Raw genomic sequence first — 15450 nt, 5'->3', positions numbered from 1 at the left:
AGCCTTCAGAACATGCATCGCTGCTTGTGGAGAAGGCCGGATATCGCTAGCAATTTCAAGAGATGTGCGTTGAGCAGAGCCGCCTGCGCGCAAGACGATATGGCCCCCGGTTGGGGCTGCAGAACACGGCAAGCGTTTTTGGCGAACACAGTCAGCCGAAACGTCCGTGGTGGAGAGGTGCATGAGGAAGAATACGGCAGGTCTGGTCGCGCTCGTCGTGCTGGCAATCGCCACGCTTTTGATGATCTTCGTCGTGTTGCCCAATGTCGGTGACGAGGCAGTGCCGACGGTTGCCGAAGGCACGGGTGCGAAAAGCCCCTCGACAGCTGCGGACGATGCGCCCGACGCGCTCTCTGGCAGCGGCGATACCACCACGGCCGACGCCAAGGGCAACCGCCCCAGTGCCGGCGATGCCGCAAATCCCACGAGCCAGGCCGATACCGATCAGGCGAACACCGCCCAGCCGGCTCCGTCCGGCGAGGCTGCCGCGCCGTCTTCGACCGCGACACCCGCTGCGCCAACTGAGATGGCTGACGGCACCGATACGCCGAGCTTCGACGTGCTGCGCGTCGAGCCCGATGGCTCCACCGTCATTGCCGGGCGTGCCGAGCCCAACAGCAAGTTGGAGATCGTCAACGGCAATGCCGTCGTCGGCACGGCCGATGTCGGCGGCACCGGCGATTTCGCGGCCGTCTTCGACAAGCCGCTTCCGCCCGGCGACTATCAGCTGACGCTGCGCAGCACGACGCCATCCGGTGCCGTCACCGCGTCAGACGAAGTCGCAACCGTTTCCATTCCCAAGGTCGACAACGGCCAGCTTCTCGCCATGGTGACGAAGCCGGGACAGGCAAGTCGTATCCTGACCGCGCCGAGCGAGCTGGCTGCACCGGCAGCGACAGCCCCGGCTGCACCCACGGGCGCAGCACCTGCTGCCGGCGATCAGGCCGCCCTTCAGACACCCACACCGACGACATCCGTTCCCGTTCCTGCCAATGGCACGCCGTCTCCGGGCACCTCGGCTCCGGGCACACCGGCCTCGCCGGTTGCCGTCTCCGCCGTCGAAATCGAGGGCCGCAAGCTGTTCGTCGCCGGCACGGCGCGTCCGGGCTCGACCGTGCGCATCTATGCAGACGACCAACTGGTCGGCGAAGGCAAGGCGGACGCGCAGGGCCGCTTCGTCATCGATGGCGAACTCAGCCTGTCCGTCGGCCAGCACGTCATCCGGGTCGACATGGTCGGCGCCGACGGCAAGGTGCAGATGCGCGCTGCCGTTCCCTTCGAACGTCCGGAAGGCGACCAGATCTCGGCCGTCGCCCAGACACCGGCCAGCGGCTCCGATCCGGCCTTCGACGGCGCCATCTTCGATGCCTCGCGCATGGAAGCGGCCAAGGCTTTCGCGCTGCTGAAGGGTCTTTATGCCGGCGGCAAGCTGCCCGGTCTCGACCAGCTCGCAGCCGCACGGTCCGCCACGGAAATCGCCCTGACGTCGCTGGCCGGTGTCAAGCCGGTCACCGGCATGCAGGCAAGTGTGACCGACCGCGTCAACGCCACCACGAAGGCAGCCGGCGAAGCGCTCGCGATCCTGAAGCCGCTGCCGCGCGATGCCGCGGCCGTCGGTGCGGTCATCGGCCGCCTCGATACCGCGATGGCCCGCGTGCTGGAGACGGCTCCGTCCGTTGCGACATCGCCTGCACCTGTGGGCCAGCCTTCCACAAGCCAGTCCATAGCCGGCCAGCCAGCTCCCAACACGGACGCCGGCACGCCTTCGACCGCGCCGGGTGCAGCCCCATCGCAACCCACCGTCGCCCCGTCTTCGCAGACGGCCAGCGGCGAGCCGGAGACGGTGCAGCAGGCACCGTTGCAGCAGAGCAAGAGCTCGGTGATCATCCGCCGTGGCGATACGCTTTGGCAGATCTCGCGCCGGGTCTACGGGGCAGGGGTGCGCTACACCACGATCTACGTGGCCAACGAGGACCAGATCCTCGATCCCGACCGCATCCTGCCGGGTCAGGTCTTCGGCGTTCCCGAGACGGCGCTGCCGGATGCGCAATCGCAGGAAATCCACCGCCGGCATATGCAGCACACACCCTGACGGCAGCGCGCCCGGTGGCAACAAGCAAAGGCATGTCCGCAAGGCCATTGCCGCGGCCGCCGGGTAAGCCTATGTGATGCTCGACGCGAACGGCGCCTTCCGCAGGGGGCGCCGTTCGCACGTTTGACCGGCACTCCCCTGTCGGCCGCACAGCCCTGCCGGCGTGAAATCGAAGAGATATGACGGACCAGAAGAAGACCGTGTCGGCCGATGCCGGCAATCCGCTCCGGACCATCCTCAACCTTTGGCCCTATATGTGGCCGAGCGACCGGGCCGACCTGAAGATGCGCGTGGTCTGGGCGACGGTGATCCTTCTGATCGCCAAGGTCGTGCTGCTGCTCGTACCCTATTTCTTCAAATGGGCGACCGACGCACTGAACGGCCGCGCCGATATGAGCGGCGTCCTGCCGGCCGTCATGACCGGCGCGCTGATGCTGGTCGTCGCCTACAATCTGGCGCGTCTCCTGCAGGCCGGTCTCAACCAGCTGCGCGATGCGCTGTTTGCCAGCGTCGGCCAACATGCGGTGCGCCAGCTCGCCTATCGCACCTTCGTGCACATGCACCAACTCTCGCTGCGCTTCCATCTGGAGCGCCGGACCGGCGGCCTGTCGCGCATCATCGAGCGCGGTACCAAGGGCATCGAGACGATCGTCCGGTTCACCATTCTCAACACCGTGCCGACGCTGATCGAGTTCCTGTTGACCGCGGCGATCTTCTGGTGGGGCTACGGCTTCTCCTACCTGCTGGTCACCGCCGTTACGGTTGCGGTCTATATCTGGTTCACGGTCAAGGCGAGCGACTGGCGCATCTCCATTCGCCGCTCGATGAACGACAGCGACACGGATGCCAACACCAAGGCGATCGATTCGCTGCTCAATTTCGAGACCGTCAAATATTTCGGCAACGAGCAGATGGAAGCGACGCGCTTCGACCAGTCGATGGCGCGCTACGAGAAGGCAGCAACGCAGGTCTGGACCTCGCTCGGCTGGCTGAACTTCGGTCAGGCGGTGATCTTCGGCCTCGGCACCGCCATCATGATGATCATGTCTGCGCTGGCCGTGCAGCGCGGCGAGCAGACCATCGGCGATTTCGTCTTCATCAATGCCATGCTGATGCAGCTGTCGATCCCGCTCAATTTCATCGGTTTCGTCTATCGCGAAATCCGCCAGGGCCTGACGGATATCGAGCAGATGTTCGATCTACTCGAGGTACAGGCCGAGGTGGTCGACTGTCCCGGCGCGAGGGAACTCGCGATCGACAAGGGTGCCATCGTCTTCAAGGACGTGCATTTCGCCTATGATCCGGCACGCCCGATCCTGAAGGGAATCAGCTTCGAAGTTCCCGCCGGCAAGACCGTTGCCGTGGTCGGTCCCTCGGGCGCCGGCAAGTCCACGCTGTCGCGCCTGCTCTACAGGTTCTACGACGTGCAGCAAGGGTCGATCACCATCGACGGGCAGGACGTCCGCAGCCTGACGCAGAAGAGCCTGCGTGCGGCGATCGGCATGGTCCCGCAGGATACGGTGCTCTTCAACGACACTATTGCCTACAATATCCGTTACGGCCGCACGTCGGCCTCGCAGGCCGAGGTCGAGGCTGCCGCCGACATCGCGCAGATCGGCACTTTCATCGAGACACTGCCGGAGGGCTACGACGCCATGGTCGGCGAGCGCGGTCTGAAACTGTCCGGCGGCGAGAAGCAGCGCGTGGCCATCGCCCGCACCGTGCTGAAAAGCCCGCCGATCCTCATCCTCGACGAGGCGACCTCGGCGCTCGACACGCGCACCGAGCAGGAGATACAGGCAGCGCTCGACATCGTCTCGCGCAACCGCACGACGCTGGTCATCGCCCACCGCCTCTCGACCGTCATCCAGGCCGACGAGATCATCGTGCTGAAGGACGGCGTGATTGCCGAACGCGGCACCCATGGCGAACTGATCGACCGGGACGGGCTCTACGCCTCGATGTGGAGCCGCCAGCGGGAGGCGACCCAGGCGGCCGAGCAGCTGAAGAAGGTGCAGGACGAAGACGATCTCGGTATCGTCACCCGCCGCCCGCCGGCGGTTTGAGACGCCTATCGGTCGGCAGTTCTGCGTCGCTCAGGGCGTCGCGCGCCGGGGTGAAAGGCGGCGGAGCACGGCCAGCCATCTTTTACGGATGGAGTGGCGATAACGCTTCCATTGCCTCTGCCGCTTCGTTCGCAGAGGTGCGTCTGCCCAGGCCGTCGTTGCGCGAACCGCGAGGTATGCGCCCTGCTGTGGATGCCGGCATTCTAAGGAGTTCGGCTTCGCATGGGTGAAGTGCACGACGACCGCATCGGTATAGTCGTCCGCCATCTGCGCGTTCCACTGCCAGCCGAGCTGCAGCGCCCGGCCGCTGGCGAGCAGGTTGAGGACATCCTGATCGAGAAACGGGAATTGCCTCGAATGGAGGAGCGCGAAGCATGTCTCGCTCGCCTTCTCGCTTCGCCATTTGGTCGCGTCGATGACGAGAACGCCGGCATTGAAATAGAACGCATCGTCGCTTCGCCCCAGCGCCATGTTCAGTTCGGCCGAACTCGTGCTGCCACGGGCTGCGACGCCTGCAACGAGATGATCGCCGAGCGGCAGGGTGAAGAGATACGAGATGTCGCCGAGGATCAGCGTATCGGCGTCCAGATAGACAATGCGAGGATAGGCAGCGCCCATCTGGTCCGGCAGAAGCAATCGCGCATAGGTCGCGCGGCTCCATCCGCTCGTCGTTCTCAGGTTTTTGATCCTGCCCAGCATTTCGTCATCGATATCGATGAACGTGACAGGCCGCCCGACGGAGCGCTGGATTTTTTCCTTGTCGGACGCCCGCAGCCCGTCGCCCAGAACGCAGAATTCCACGTCGGGAATGTTACCGTTGACGTGCGCCGAACGCAGCATCACGGCGGCAAGCTCGGCATAATCCCGGTCGATGCAACATGCCAGCATGTCCGTCTTCTCTTTAGATAAGATAGGTCTGTTATAATGAGCCTTAATATGAGGTCAACGGTTCGCATAGACTGTTGAGGCGTAGGGCCTTTCGCACGAGGAAACGCTACCGTTTTCGCAGTCATGCCCCATATCCCCTTGATCACCGCGATTGTTGCCGCAGGGCACGTTTCCCTATAGGTGCAGGAACGGAGTTTAATGGAGACGCTGCCCTCATGAGCCTGATCACGTCCGTTCGCAACACGCTGGTGCCGATCAACAAGGCCGGCTACCCGTTCATTGCCGGGTTCTTCGTCGTCTCCCTTCTTCTCGGCTTCCTGTGGGAGCCGCTGCTGTGGATCGGCTTCATCCTCACCGCCTGGTGCGCCTACTTCTTCCGCGACCCCGAGCGCGTGACGCCGGTCGATGACGATCTCGTCATCAGCCCCGCCGATGGCCGCGTCTCGTCCATCGCCCATATCGTTCCGCCGGAAGAGCTGGGCCTCGGTTTCGAGCCGATGCTGCGCATCTCCGTCTTCATGAACGTTTTCAATTGTCACGTGAACCGCGCCCCCATGCGCGGCACCATCACGCGCATCGCTTACCGCGCCGGACAGTTCGTCAATGCCGAACTCGACAAGGCCAGCAGCGACAATGAGCGCAACGGCCTCGTCATCGAGACCGCCCATGGCGCCATCGGCACGGTGCAGATCGCCGGCCTCGTTGCCCGGCGCATCATCTGCTGGTCCTCGCAGGGCGAGCAGCTGCAGGCAGGCCAGCGATTCGGCCTCATCCGCTTCGGCTCGCGCCTCGACGTCTTCCTGCCGGCCGGCGCCGAGCCGCGTGTCAGCCTCGGACAGCTCGCCATCGCCGGCGAGACCGTGCTGGCCGAGTTCGGCTCTGAAAAGGGCCCGACGCTCGGTCGCCGCGACTGACGTCAAGGTGATGCCCGATCAAGCCGCTTTGATCGGAGATGAGGTGAGACCGCGCTGGAACGCTTCCGCCGCCGCGCTATGTTGAATTGCAATTCTTCCGCAGGGACGACCCGTCCCGCCGTGCTCCCGAGGACCCAAGCGCCATGGATACGACGCCGTTTCCCCCCTTCGAGCCGAACGGGCCGAAAGACGACGAGGCCCGCGGCCCGCGCCTGCGGGAGATCCCGCTGCGGCTGCTCATTCCCAACCTGATCACGGTGCTGGCCATCTGCGCCGGCCTCACCGGCGTGCGGCTGGCCTTCGAAGGCCGGTTCGAGCTGGCGGTGGCCATGGTGCTGGTGGCGGCCTTTCTCGACGGCGTCGATGGCCGCATCGCCCGCCTCCTGAAGGCCACGTCGAAATTCGGCGTGCAGATGGATTCGCTCGCCGATATCGTCAATTTCGGCGTCGCCCCGGCACTGGTGCTGTTTGCCTATGTGCTGGACGAAGCCAAGTCGATCGGCTGGATCGCAGCCCTGATCTACGTCATCGCCGCCGGCCTGCGGCTGGCCCGCTTCAACGTGATGGCCGAGCGCGATATCAAGGCGAAGTGGCAGTCGGAATATTTCGTCGGCGTTCCCGCGCCGGCGGGTGCTATGCTGGTGCTTCTGCCGGTCTATCTCGGCCTCATCGGCGTCGAGCCCAACCGCACCATTGGCCTCATCTTTTCGGCCTATACGCTGCTCATCGCCTTCCTCCTTGTCAGCCGTTTGCCCGTCTGGTCGGGCAAATCGGAAAACCGCGTCCGCCGCGATCTCGTTCTCCCGGTCATTCTGGCTGTGGTCATCTATGTCGCGACCCTGATGAGCTTCACCTGGGAAACTATGGTCATCACCGCCATCGCCTACCTCGCCACGCTTCCCTTCGGCGCCCGCGCCTGGAAAAAGAAGTATGGCAGCAAGTGGCCGGAGCATCCTGAGGGCGTCAGGGACGACGGCTTGCCAGGACAATAAATGAGCAGGCCGAGGTGAGGCAGCAAGAGGGAATTTGGCCCATGAAGTTCGGCTACACGATTACCTACGTCCCCGACGTCGCAGCCTCTCTCGACTTTTTCGAGAAGGCGTTCGGCGTCCCTGTCAAGTTCCTGCATGAGGGCGGGGACTACGGCGAACTGGAGACGGGTGAGACGACGCTGGCCTTCGCCTCGACCCATCTCGCCTCTGCCCATTTTCCCGAAGGCTATGTGCTCGCGCACGCGTCGAAGCATCCTCTCGGGATGGAGATCGCTCTCGTCACCGACGATGTGGCCGTGGCCCATGCCCTTGCATTGACATGCGGTGCGCAGGAGATCAGTTCGCCAAAGAAGCAGCCCTGGGGTCAGTTCGTCTCCTATGTCAGGTGTCCTGATGGTTTGCTGGTGGAGCTGTGCACCCCAGTCTCTGGGTAATCAGTCGGCGATGACGCTCAAGATGGCGCGTGAAGCACCCCACGCGCCGTATCGACCACCGCCCGCGTCAGCGTGGTCAACTGGTCTGCCGCGAGCCGATTGATCTGCCAGAACAATGGAACATCCAGCGGCCTGTCCGGAATAAGCTCGACCAGCCGACCGCTGGCGAGGTGCTCTGCGACGAGGATCTCGGGATTCATGCCCCACCCCATTCCGGACAGGCTTGCCTCCACGAAACTCTGCGTCGAAGGCAGCCAGTGGGTGGGGCACACCGGGTCCTCGCCGAGCGCCTGCCGGAGCCATCGGCTCTGAAGCCGGTCCTTCTGGTTGAAGGTCAGCGCCGGCGCTTGGGCGAAGGCGGATGGCGTCATGCCGCCGTCGAAATACCGTTCCACGAAATCCGCGCTCGCCGTCGCCCGATACCGCAACGCGCCGAGCGGCGTGCGGCGACAGCCGGAAATCGGTGCTTCCAGCGACGTGACGGCCGCCAGCACGCGCCCCTGTTGCAGCCATTCGGCCGTATGGTCCTGATCATCAACTGCAATGTTGAGAAGATGCGGCGCGTCGCGTGAAAAAGCTGAGGCCGCCGTCAGGAACCATGTGGCAAGGCTGTCGGCATTGGTGGCGATGTGAAGGGTGACGCGGGCACTGGGCGAAAGCGGATCGGCAAGTGTTGGCAAGTGGCTGAAGAGCTCGCTTTCCAGCATGCCCACCGTCTCCATGTGCCGGCAGAGCCACGCCCCCTTCTCGGTCGCGACGCAGGGCGCACCGCGGATGATGAGCGCCGTTCCCAGGCGCTCTTCCAATGCCTTCACGCGCTGCGAGATGGCGGACGGCGTGACGTTCAACAAGCGCGCCGCCTTTTCAAAGCTTCCCGTCTGTACGACGGCAGACACCGCGCGAAGGGAGATATAGTCAAGCGCCATTAGCTGTCCTTCATCAATATTAGGATCATTAACTATCCTAATTCGAGACTCAGCGCTATCGAAGCTCACACCACTCGGGAGAGATCAATGCCGCCTGCCTCACTGCTCGACGAAATGACCCTGAGCGCTTTTACGACCGGTCTCGCGATGGGCCTCACCCTCATCGTCGCCATCGGCGCACAGAACGCTTTCGTGCTGCGGCAGGGTTTGCGCAACGAGCACATCTTCGCGGTCTGCCTCGCCTGTGCCGTGTCCGATGCTGCCCTGATCGCCTTGGGTGTCACGAGCTTCCGCCAGATCGCGCAGATCCTGCCGGGTATCGACCCGTTCATGCGCTATGGTGGCGCCGCGTTCCTGTTCGTTTATGGTGCACGCAGCCTGCTGTCGGCCATGCGCGCTTCGGGTGCTCTCGATATGTCAGGGCAGACGGGCCGCGGCCTTGGCGTCACGCTGGCGACCTGCCTCGCGCTCACCTGGCTCAACCCGCACGTCTATCTCGACACGGTCGTCCTGCTCGGCACCATTTCGACGCGGTTTCCCGGTGCGCAGGGCGCGTTTGCAGCCGGCGCGATGTCCGCCTCGTTCCTGTTTTTCTTCTCGCTCGGCTACGGTGCCCGCCGCCTGCGGCCGCTCTTCGAGAAGCCAGCGGCATGGCGCATCCTGGAGGCGATTATCGGCATCGTCATGTTCGCGATCGCGCTGAGGCTTGTGATGGGATTGTAGCGGCTATTCCGGCAGGCGATAATCCACGATCCGCTTCTCGCGAACCACGAACAGCTTGCCGGTCTCGGTCTGGTCCGGCCCGACGAGCGGCAGCAGCGTCCGCGCGACCTCGGAGGGGTGCGGGACAGTTTCCGGATCCTCGCCCGGCATGGCCTGCGCGCGCATGGCTGTGCGCGTACCGCCCGGATCGACCGAGAGGATGCGCAACGGCAGGCGTTGGGTTTCCCCGGCCCATGTCCGCGCCAGCGCCTCGACGGCCGCCTTGGAGGCGGAGTAGGGGCCCCAGAACGGTTTGCACTTGTGTGCGGCCGACGAGGAGAGGATCAGCGCGCGCCCGGCATCCGACTGGATCATCAACGGCTCCACCGTGCGGATCAGTCGCCATGTCGCGGTGACATTGATCGTCATCACCTTTTCGAACACCTTCGCCTCGACATGGCCGATCGGCGAGATCGTGCCGAGCACGCCGGCATTGGCGACGAGAATGTCGAGCCGGCCCCAGCGCTCGTGGATCGCCGCGCCCAACCGGTCGATCGCCTCCATATCGGCAAGGTCAAAAGGCACCAGCGTGAGCGGAAGGCCGCCCTCGGCCTTGACCGCATCGTCCAGTTCCTCGAGGCCGCCCACGGTCCGCGCGCAGGCAATCACCTGTGCGCCGGCACGGGCCAGCTCAAGCGCCGTGAAATAGCCGATGCCGCGCGAGGCGCCGGTGACAAGCGCGATGCGCCCCTTCAGGTCGATCGGGTTCATGCGTCAGCCGTTGCTCGCCATGACGGACAGCTTGCGGACATTGCTGGTCCCCTCGCGATCGAGAAGGCGCGTCGGATAGTCGCCCGTGAAGTAATGGTCGGTGAACTGCGGCGCCTTCGGGTTGCGCGGCTCGCCGCCGACAGCCCGGTAGAGACCGTCGATCGACAGGAACTCCAGCGAATCCGCGCCGATGAAGGCGCACATGGAGGCAAGGTCCGCATGCTGGTTGGCCAGCAGTTTCTCAGCGTCCGGCGTATCGATCCCGTAGAAATCCGGATGATAGATCATCGGGCTTGCGACGCGGATATGCACTTCCAGCGCGCCCGCCTCGCGGATCATCTGGACGATCTTCAGCGAGGTCGTGCCGCGCACGATCGAATCGTCGATCAGAACGACGCGCTTGCCCTCGATCATCGCGCGGTTGGCGGAGTGCTTCAGTTTCACGCCGAAGGCGCGGATCGACTGCGTCGGCTCGATGAAGGTACGCCCGACATAATGGTTGCGGATGATGCCGAGTTCGAACGGAATGCCGCTCGCCTGCGCAAAGCCGATGGCCGCCGGCGTGCCGCCATCGGGAACGGGTACGACGACATCCGCCTGAACCGGTGCTTCCTTGGCAAGGTTGATGCCCATGTTCTTGCGGGCGACATAGACGTTGCGGCCGCCGACGACCGAATCGGGCCGGGCGAAATAGACATATTCGAAGAGGCAGAGCCGCTCCGGCATCGGCGCTTCCGCCTTGCGCGATTCGATGCTGATCGAACCGTCGGGCTGGATCTCGCAGATCACGACTTCGCCATTCTCGACATCGCGCACGAACTTCGCGCCGATGATGTCGAGCGCGCAGGTCTCGGAAGCGAAGATCGGCTTGCCGTCGAGTTCGCCCATCACGAGCGGGCGGATGCCGTAGGGATCGCGCGCCGCCATCAGCTTGGTGCGGGTGACGGCGAGCATCGAGTAGCCGCCCTCGACCTGGCGGATCGCATCGACGAAACGCTCGCCGGAACCGGCATGCTTGGAACGGGCGATGAGATGCAGCACGACTTCGGTATCCGAGGTCGACTGACAGATGGCGCCATCTGCGATCAGCTGGCGGCGCAGCGTCAGGCCGTTGGTCAGGTTGCCGTTATGCGCGATCGCGATGCCGCCGACCTCGAGTTCGGCAAACAGCGGCTGCACGTTGCGCAACGCCACTTCACCGGTCGTCGAGTAGCGCGTATGGCCGATGCCGATGAAGCCCGGCAGTTTGGCAAGCGTCGCGGGGTCCGTATAGTGGTCGCCGACGAGGCCCATCCGCTTTTCGGTGTAGAACTGCCGCCCGTCGAAGGTGACGATGCCGGCCGCTTCCTGTCCGCGATGCTGCAGCGCATGCAGGCCGAGCGCCGTCAGCGTGGCGGCGTCCTCATGCCCCAGGATACCGAAAACGCCGCACTCTTCGTGCAGCGTATCGCCGTCCATCTCGTCATGGATCTCGGTCGCACGCAGGTTTTTGGCGGCGGCAGTGGGGGACTGGGACAGGGTCATCGCGGTATCACCTTTTTCTCGGCGGGTGCGGTTGGCATATCGTAGCGCGTCATCGCGCCTTCAACCAGCAATACCGGCGAAAAGAGCGATGAAACGACAACAGCCCGCAAAGCGGGCTGGCATCTCTGGCGCAGGCGCGTCAGTTGTTGGTCGTCGGCGCAGCGGGCGCAAGGGCCGGCGCATCGTCGGATGGAACCGGCTCGTTCGGCGGCGTCGTACCGTCCAGCTCGCCTTCGGGCGTCGGCTTGCCGGTCAGGCGGTTCACCACGGTCGTGCCGACATCTTCCGGAAGCAGCGCCACGAGCTTCGTGCCGAGATTGTCGAGCAGCGGCTTCGATTTCGCCTGGATGACCCAGGTCGGCTGCTGCTCGGGCTTCACGATCCAGTTGAAGAACAGCATGGCGACGACGATCAGGAGAACGCCGCGTGCCGCACCGAACAGGAAGCCGAGCGTGCGATCGAGCGCACCAATGCGGCTGTCGATGATGAAATCCGCAATCCGCATGGTGATGAAGGAGATGATGATCAGGGCGACGAGGAAGATGACGCCGGCCGAACCGGCCGTGGCGATGGCATCGCTCGTCGTGTACTGCGCGGCATAGGGCTTCAGGTAGGGATAGAGGAAATAGGCAGACGCTGCGGCACCGAGCCAGCTGGCAACCGAAAGCACCTCGCGCGAGAAGCCGCGGACCATCGCAAGGACGGCCGAGAACAGCGCGACACCGATCACGATCCCGTCGAGAATGGTTATGGGCATGGTCGTCCTACTCCGAACAAGCGCCAGGCGGGGTCCGCACCGGGGCATCTGCAGTCACCGCACGTGAACCCGGCTCCGATCTCTCGCGGAACCGGACGCAGCATCTATACCGAAACGGCGGCCGTGTCCCGATATGCTTTGGCCCGATAATCTCGGGCAGTAGCCGTCTTGCGGTCTCCCGCCGTCCGGTCAGTCGTCCTCATCCGTCTGGCGCAGAGCACCCTTGGCACCGGCGATGCGCGCGACCAGATCCGGCAGGCTCTCCATCTCGCTCCACACCATGCCCGAGCCCTTGGGCAGATCGGGGGAGGCGGAAGGCAGGACAGCTTGCGAGAAGCCGAGTTTCTCGGATTCCTTCAGGCGCTGGGCCGTATGCGCAACCGGCCGGATGGCCCCGGACAGGCTGATTTCGCCGAAATAAACGCAATCGGTGGGAAGGGCAAGTCCGGCAAGCGAGGAAACCAGTGCGGAAGCCACGGCAAGGTCCGCCGCGGGCTCCGCGATACGGTATCCGCCGGCCACGTTGAGGTAGACGTCGTGCTGCCCGAGCCGCACGCCGCAATGGGCTTCCAGCACCGCGAGAATCATCGACAGCCGCGCTGAATCCCAACCCACCACAGCGCGGCGTGGCGTTCCGAGCGAGGTCGGCGCCACCAGTGCCTGCACTTCCACCAGCACCGGCCGCGTGCCTTCCATGCCGGCGAACACGGCAGCACCCGGCGATTTCGCATTGCGCTCGCCGAGGAAAAGCTCTGAGGGGTTGGTGACCTCGCGCAGTCCCTTGTCCGACATCTCGAACACGCCGATCTCGTCCGTCGGCCCGAAGCGGTTCTTTACCGTGCGCAGAATGCGGTAATGATGCCCACGGTCGCCCTCGAAATAGAGGACGGCATCGACCATGTGCTCAACTACACGCGGACCGGCGATCTGGCCTTCCTTGGTGACGTGGCCGACAAGCACGACTGTGGCGCCGGTCTGCTTGGCGAAACGGATCATCGCCTGCACGCCGGTGCGAACCTGCGTCACAGTGCCCGGCGCCGAATCGACGACGTCGCTCCAGAGCGTCTGGATGGAATCGACGATGAAGAGATCGGGCCGCTTACCCTCAGACACCGTCGCGAGGATGTCCTCGACATTGGTCTCGGCGGCCAGCAGCACGTCGGTATCCGCAGCGCCGAGCCGCTGGGCCCGCAGCCGCACCTGCGCCACGGCCTCTTCGCCCGAGACGTAGATGATGCGATGGCCGTTGCGCGAAAGAGCTGCCGCCGCCTGCATGAGAACCGTGGATTTGCCGATGCCCGGATCGCCGCCGATCAGCACCGCCGACCCGCGCACGAAGCCGCCGCCGAGCGCCCTGTCGAACTCCGAGATGCCGGTCGTGATGCGCGGCGCATCCTCTGTCTCGCCGGAAAGCGTGGTCAGCGCAACGGGGCGCCCCTTCTTCGGCGTCTTGCCCGGCCCGCCGCCGATGCCGCCCAGCGGGTCCTCCTCGACGATGGTGTTCCACTGTCCGCAGCCCTCGCACTTTCCCACCCAGCGGGAGGTGACGGTGCCGCAATTCTGGCAGATGAAATTCGTTCTGGCCTTGGCCATTCAGTCGGTATCGCTTTCGGTAAAAGTTGAGGCGAAGATGGTCCGGCGTCCGTGAAGGACGCGCAGGACGTTGAGGTCTGTTTCAGTGACGAAAAAATAGATGCGGCGCTCGCGATAGACGAAATACCGCAGACCGAGAACGATGTCGCGGCTGGTGCCGATGAGGCCGAGGCCTGCCATCCTTTCGATGTGATCCGTCAGGTCGGTTATGAAAGCGTCGGCTGCGACCGGGTTCTCTTCTGCAATGTACTCAAAGGCGTCCGCCAGGTCTTTCAGTGCGCGACGGCTCATGTTCAGGCGCCGAGCGAGCATCTTGTCGTTTCCGTGCGAGTGCGAGGATATGTTTCTTCAGGTCGCCAACCTTCTCGAACGTGACGTACCGCCCTGCCTCGATACCGTCCTCGCCGATCTTGATGAGGCGCCGCAGTTCCTCGTCCTCTTCCCGCAGAACCTGAAGTCCGGCACGGATCACATCGTCGGCGGTGCGATAGGCACCCATCTGCAGCTGCCCTTCGATGAAGGCGCAATCTTCGTCGCTCAAATGGATGTCAGTCATTCTGATCTCCCTTTGTTCTCTTCTAGCGTATCTCGAACGGCATTCCAAGATGCCGCGTCAAACTTCCTCGTCGGCCTCGCGATAGGCGCGATCGTAGCGGTGGCCGAGGCTTGTCAGCAGCTCGTAGCCGATTGTCCCGCCTGCGCGCGCCACATCGTCGAGCGCGATGTTGCGTCCGAAGAGTTCGATGTAATCGCCTGCACGCACCGCGTTTTCCGGCAGGTCCGTCACGTCGAACAGACTGAGATCCATAGTGACGCGGCCGACATGGGGAACCCTGCGGCCATGGAGGAAGCCATAAGCGCCGGAGGGTGCCGCCTGCCGCAGGGCGACGCCGCTGCCGGAAACCGAGCGGTGGTAGCCGTCGGCATAGCCGACCGAGGCGATGGCGATCCGGCTGTCACGGGCAAAGGCGGCGGTGGCGCCGTAGCTCGCCGAACCGCCCTTCGCTACCGAGCGCACCTGGATGATCCGCGCCTCTGCGGTCACGACCGGCGTCATCGGGTTGGCCATTCCGTTGACCGCCTCGCCGCCATAGGTGGCGATGCCCGGGCGGGTGAGGTCGAAATGATAGTCCGGCCCGAGATGAACGCCCGCAGAATTGGCAAGGCTCGCCTCGACGCCCTCGAAGGCGGCGCTGACCTCGCGGAAGGCCGTGAGTTGCCGGGCGTTCAGCGGATGCGCGGGATCGTCGGCGCAGGCGAGGTGGCTCATGACCAGCATCGGCGAAAAGCTTGCCGGGCGCGCCGGGTCGGAGGCAAGCGCCATCGCTTCTTCCATGGAAAGGCCGAGCCGGTTCATGCCGGTGTCCACATGCAGCACGCAAGGGTGATCGCCATGCTCGGAAAGGGCCGCCATGAAGAAGGCGAGCTGCTCCTCGGAATTGATGACGGGCACCAGCCCGTTTTCAAAGAACAGCGGCTCGATGCCGGGCCAGAGGCCGGCGAGCACATAGATGCGGCCCTCGGGCACCAGCGGGCGAAGATCGACACCCTCTTCGGCATTCGCCACGAAGAAATCCCGCGCTCCAGCCCGGTAAAGCGTCTCCGCCGCCGCCTCGATCCCGATCCCATAGGCATCGGCCTTCAGCACGGCCGCCGCCCGCGCACGTCCCGACCGCGCCTTCATCTGGCGCCAGTTATCGGCCAGCGCCTGCAGGTCGATGGTCAGGCGGTTCGCCGCAGCGGAAAAGACGTCGTCCATGATACCCTCGGAAGTTTGCGGGGAGCGAGCCC

General features: G+C 64.4%; 15 protein-coding genes. 6 read left to right on the top strand and 9 right to left on the bottom strand.

The genetic code is table 11. The features are described from left to right. Positions 1-181 precede the first annotated feature (181 nt). Both C8J33_RS06980 and C8J33_RS06975 read left to right on the top strand, forming a co-directional pair. On the top strand, positions 182-2092 hold the full coding sequence (locus C8J33_RS06980; RefSeq protein WP_132663544.1) for an Ig-like domain-containing protein: 1911 nt from the start codon (positions 182-184) through the stop codon (positions 2090-2092). 179 nt (positions 2093-2271) lie between these two features. Then, on the top strand, positions 2272-4158 hold the full coding sequence (locus tag C8J33_RS06975; RefSeq protein ID WP_132663543.1) for an ABCB family ABC transporter ATP-binding protein/permease: 1887 nt from the start codon (positions 2272-2274) through the stop codon (positions 4156-4158). A gap of 30 nt (positions 4159-4188) precedes the next feature. Here the strand turns inward: C8J33_RS06975 and C8J33_RS06970 are convergent, their stop codons facing one another. Beyond that, complete coding sequence (locus C8J33_RS06970; protein ID WP_132663542.1) at positions 4189-5046, bottom strand: glycosyltransferase family 8 protein; 858 nt, start codon at positions 5044-5046, stop codon at positions 4189-4191. Between the two features lie 215 nt (positions 5047-5261). Here C8J33_RS06970 and C8J33_RS06965 point away from each other — a divergent pair, with 215 nt between their 5' ends. From C8J33_RS06965 to C8J33_RS06955, 3 genes are all read left to right on the top strand, one after another. Continuing rightward, positions 5262-5960: a phosphatidylserine decarboxylase gene (locus tag C8J33_RS06965; protein ID WP_110726473.1), complete on the top strand. Its 699-nt coding sequence runs from the start codon at positions 5262-5264 to the stop codon at positions 5958-5960. 143 nt (positions 5961-6103) lie between these two features. Further along, positions 6104-6952 carry a CDP-diacylglycerol--serine O-phosphatidyltransferase gene (gene pssA, locus C8J33_RS06960; protein WP_132663541.1) on the top strand — a complete coding sequence of 283 codons (849 nt, stop codon included), beginning with the start codon at positions 6104-6106 and terminating at the stop codon, positions 6950-6952. Between the two features lie 41 nt (positions 6953-6993). Beyond that, entirely contained in the window at positions 6994-7386 is a 393-nt protein-coding gene (locus tag C8J33_RS06955; RefSeq protein ID WP_132663540.1) for a VOC family protein, read from the top strand. 17 nt (positions 7387-7403) lie between these two features. On the opposite strand, the gene C8J33_RS06950 is transcribed toward C8J33_RS06955, so the two are convergent. Further along, the gene (locus tag C8J33_RS06950; RefSeq protein WP_132663539.1) at positions 7404-8312 is read right to left on the bottom strand and encodes a LysR family transcriptional regulator ArgP; all 909 of its coding nucleotides are present in this window, start codon (positions 8310-8312) and stop codon (positions 7404-7406) included. A gap of 114 nt (positions 8313-8426) precedes the next feature. Here C8J33_RS06950 and C8J33_RS06945 point away from each other — a divergent pair, with 114 nt between their 5' ends. After that, positions 8427-9035: a LysE/ArgO family amino acid transporter gene (locus C8J33_RS06945; RefSeq protein WP_132664477.1), complete on the top strand. Its 609-nt coding sequence runs from the start codon at positions 8427-8429 to the stop codon at positions 9033-9035. 3 nt (positions 9036-9038) lie between these two features. Here the strand turns inward: C8J33_RS06945 and C8J33_RS06940 are convergent, their stop codons facing one another. The 7 genes from C8J33_RS06940 to alr form a co-directional block, all read right to left on the bottom strand. Beyond that, a complete protein-coding gene (locus C8J33_RS06940; protein ID WP_132663538.1) occupies positions 9039-9785 on the bottom strand; it encodes an SDR family NAD(P)-dependent oxidoreductase in 747 nt (248 codons plus the stop codon). Between the two features lie 3 nt (positions 9786-9788). Beyond that, positions 9789-11309 carry an amidophosphoribosyltransferase gene (gene purF / locus C8J33_RS06935; protein WP_110799662.1) on the bottom strand — a complete coding sequence of 507 codons (1521 nt, stop codon included), beginning with the start codon at positions 11307-11309 and terminating at the stop codon, positions 9789-9791. A gap of 139 nt (positions 11310-11448) precedes the next feature. Next, positions 11449-12066, bottom strand: coding sequence for a CvpA family protein (locus C8J33_RS06930; protein ID WP_110726467.1), 618 nt, complete (start codon positions 12064-12066; stop codon positions 11449-11451). 189 nt (positions 12067-12255) lie between these two features. Further along, a complete protein-coding gene (gene radA, locus C8J33_RS06925) occupies positions 12256-13659 on the bottom strand; it encodes a DNA repair protein RadA (RefSeq protein WP_110799661.1) in 1404 nt (467 codons plus the stop codon). Then, the gene (locus tag C8J33_RS06920) at positions 13660-13950 is read right to left on the bottom strand and encodes a type II toxin-antitoxin system RelE/ParE family toxin (protein WP_165929748.1); all 291 of its coding nucleotides are present in this window, start codon (positions 13948-13950) and stop codon (positions 13660-13662) included. Further along, entirely contained in the window at positions 13910-14215 is a 306-nt protein-coding gene (locus tag C8J33_RS06915) for a type II toxin-antitoxin system ParD family antitoxin (protein WP_132663537.1), read from the bottom strand. Before C8J33_RS06915 ends, C8J33_RS06920 begins: the two co-directional genes overlap by 41 nt. Positions 14216-14272: 57 nt before the next feature. After that, on the bottom strand, positions 14273-15418 hold the full coding sequence (gene alr / locus C8J33_RS06910) for an alanine racemase (protein ID WP_132663536.1): 1146 nt from the start codon (positions 15416-15418) through the stop codon (positions 14273-14275). Positions 15419-15450: the final 32 nt, after the last annotated feature.

The organism is Rhizobium sp. PP-CC-3G-465 (assembly GCF_004343445.1).
Taxonomy (GTDB): domain Bacteria; phylum Pseudomonadota; class Alphaproteobacteria; order Rhizobiales; family Rhizobiaceae; genus Ferranicluibacter; species Ferranicluibacter rubi.
The sequence above is the reverse complement of the archived record's forward strand: the minus strand, read 5'-3'. Positions and strand labels throughout refer to the sequence as shown.

Bases quoted from the DNA above. Each gene is read 5' to 3' on its own strand.
- radA (WP_110799661.1), bottom strand. From the start codon at position 13,659: ATGGCCAAGGCCAGAACGAATTTCATCTGCCAGAATTGCGGCACCGTC.
- C8J33_RS06965 (WP_110726473.1), top strand. From the start codon at position 5,262: ATGAGCCTGATCACGTCCGTTCGCAACACGCTGGTGCCGATCAACAAG.
- C8J33_RS06940 (WP_132663538.1), bottom strand. From the start codon at position 9,785: ATGAACCCGATCGACCTGAAGGGGCGCATCGCGCTTGTCACCGGCGCC.
- C8J33_RS06955 (WP_132663540.1), top strand. From the start codon at position 6,994: ATGAAGTTCGGCTACACGATTACCTACGTCCCCGACGTCGCAGCCTCT.
- C8J33_RS06980 (WP_132663544.1), top strand. From the start codon at position 182: ATGAGGAAGAATACGGCAGGTCTGGTCGCGCTCGTCGTGCTGGCAATC.
- C8J33_RS06920 (WP_165929748.1), bottom strand. From the start codon at position 13,950: ATGAGCCGTCGCGCACTGAAAGACCTGGCGGACGCCTTTGAGTACATT.
- C8J33_RS06975 (WP_132663543.1), top strand. From the start codon at position 2,272: ATGACGGACCAGAAGAAGACCGTGTCGGCCGATGCCGGCAATCCGCTC.
- purF (WP_110799662.1), bottom strand. From the start codon at position 11,309: ATGACCCTGTCCCAGTCCCCCACTGCCGCCGCCAAAAACCTGCGTGCG.
- pssA (WP_132663541.1), top strand. From the start codon at position 6,104: ATGGATACGACGCCGTTTCCCCCCTTCGAGCCGAACGGGCCGAAAGAC.
- C8J33_RS06970 (WP_132663542.1), bottom strand. From the start codon at position 5,046: ATGCTGGCATGTTGCATCGACCGGGATTATGCCGAGCTTGCCGCCGTG.
- C8J33_RS06915 (WP_132663537.1), bottom strand. From the start codon at position 14,215: ATGACTGACATCCATTTGAGCGACGAAGATTGCGCCTTCATCGAAGGG.
- alr (WP_132663536.1), bottom strand. From the start codon at position 15,418: ATGGACGACGTCTTTTCCGCTGCGGCGAACCGCCTGACCATCGACCTG.
- C8J33_RS06930 (WP_110726467.1), bottom strand. From the start codon at position 12,066: ATGCCCATAACCATTCTCGACGGGATCGTGATCGGTGTCGCGCTGTTC.
- C8J33_RS06945 (WP_132664477.1), top strand. From the start codon at position 8,427: ATGACCCTGAGCGCTTTTACGACCGGTCTCGCGATGGGCCTCACCCTC.
- C8J33_RS06950 (WP_132663539.1), bottom strand. From the start codon at position 8,312: ATGGCGCTTGACTATATCTCCCTTCGCGCGGTGTCTGCCGTCGTACAG.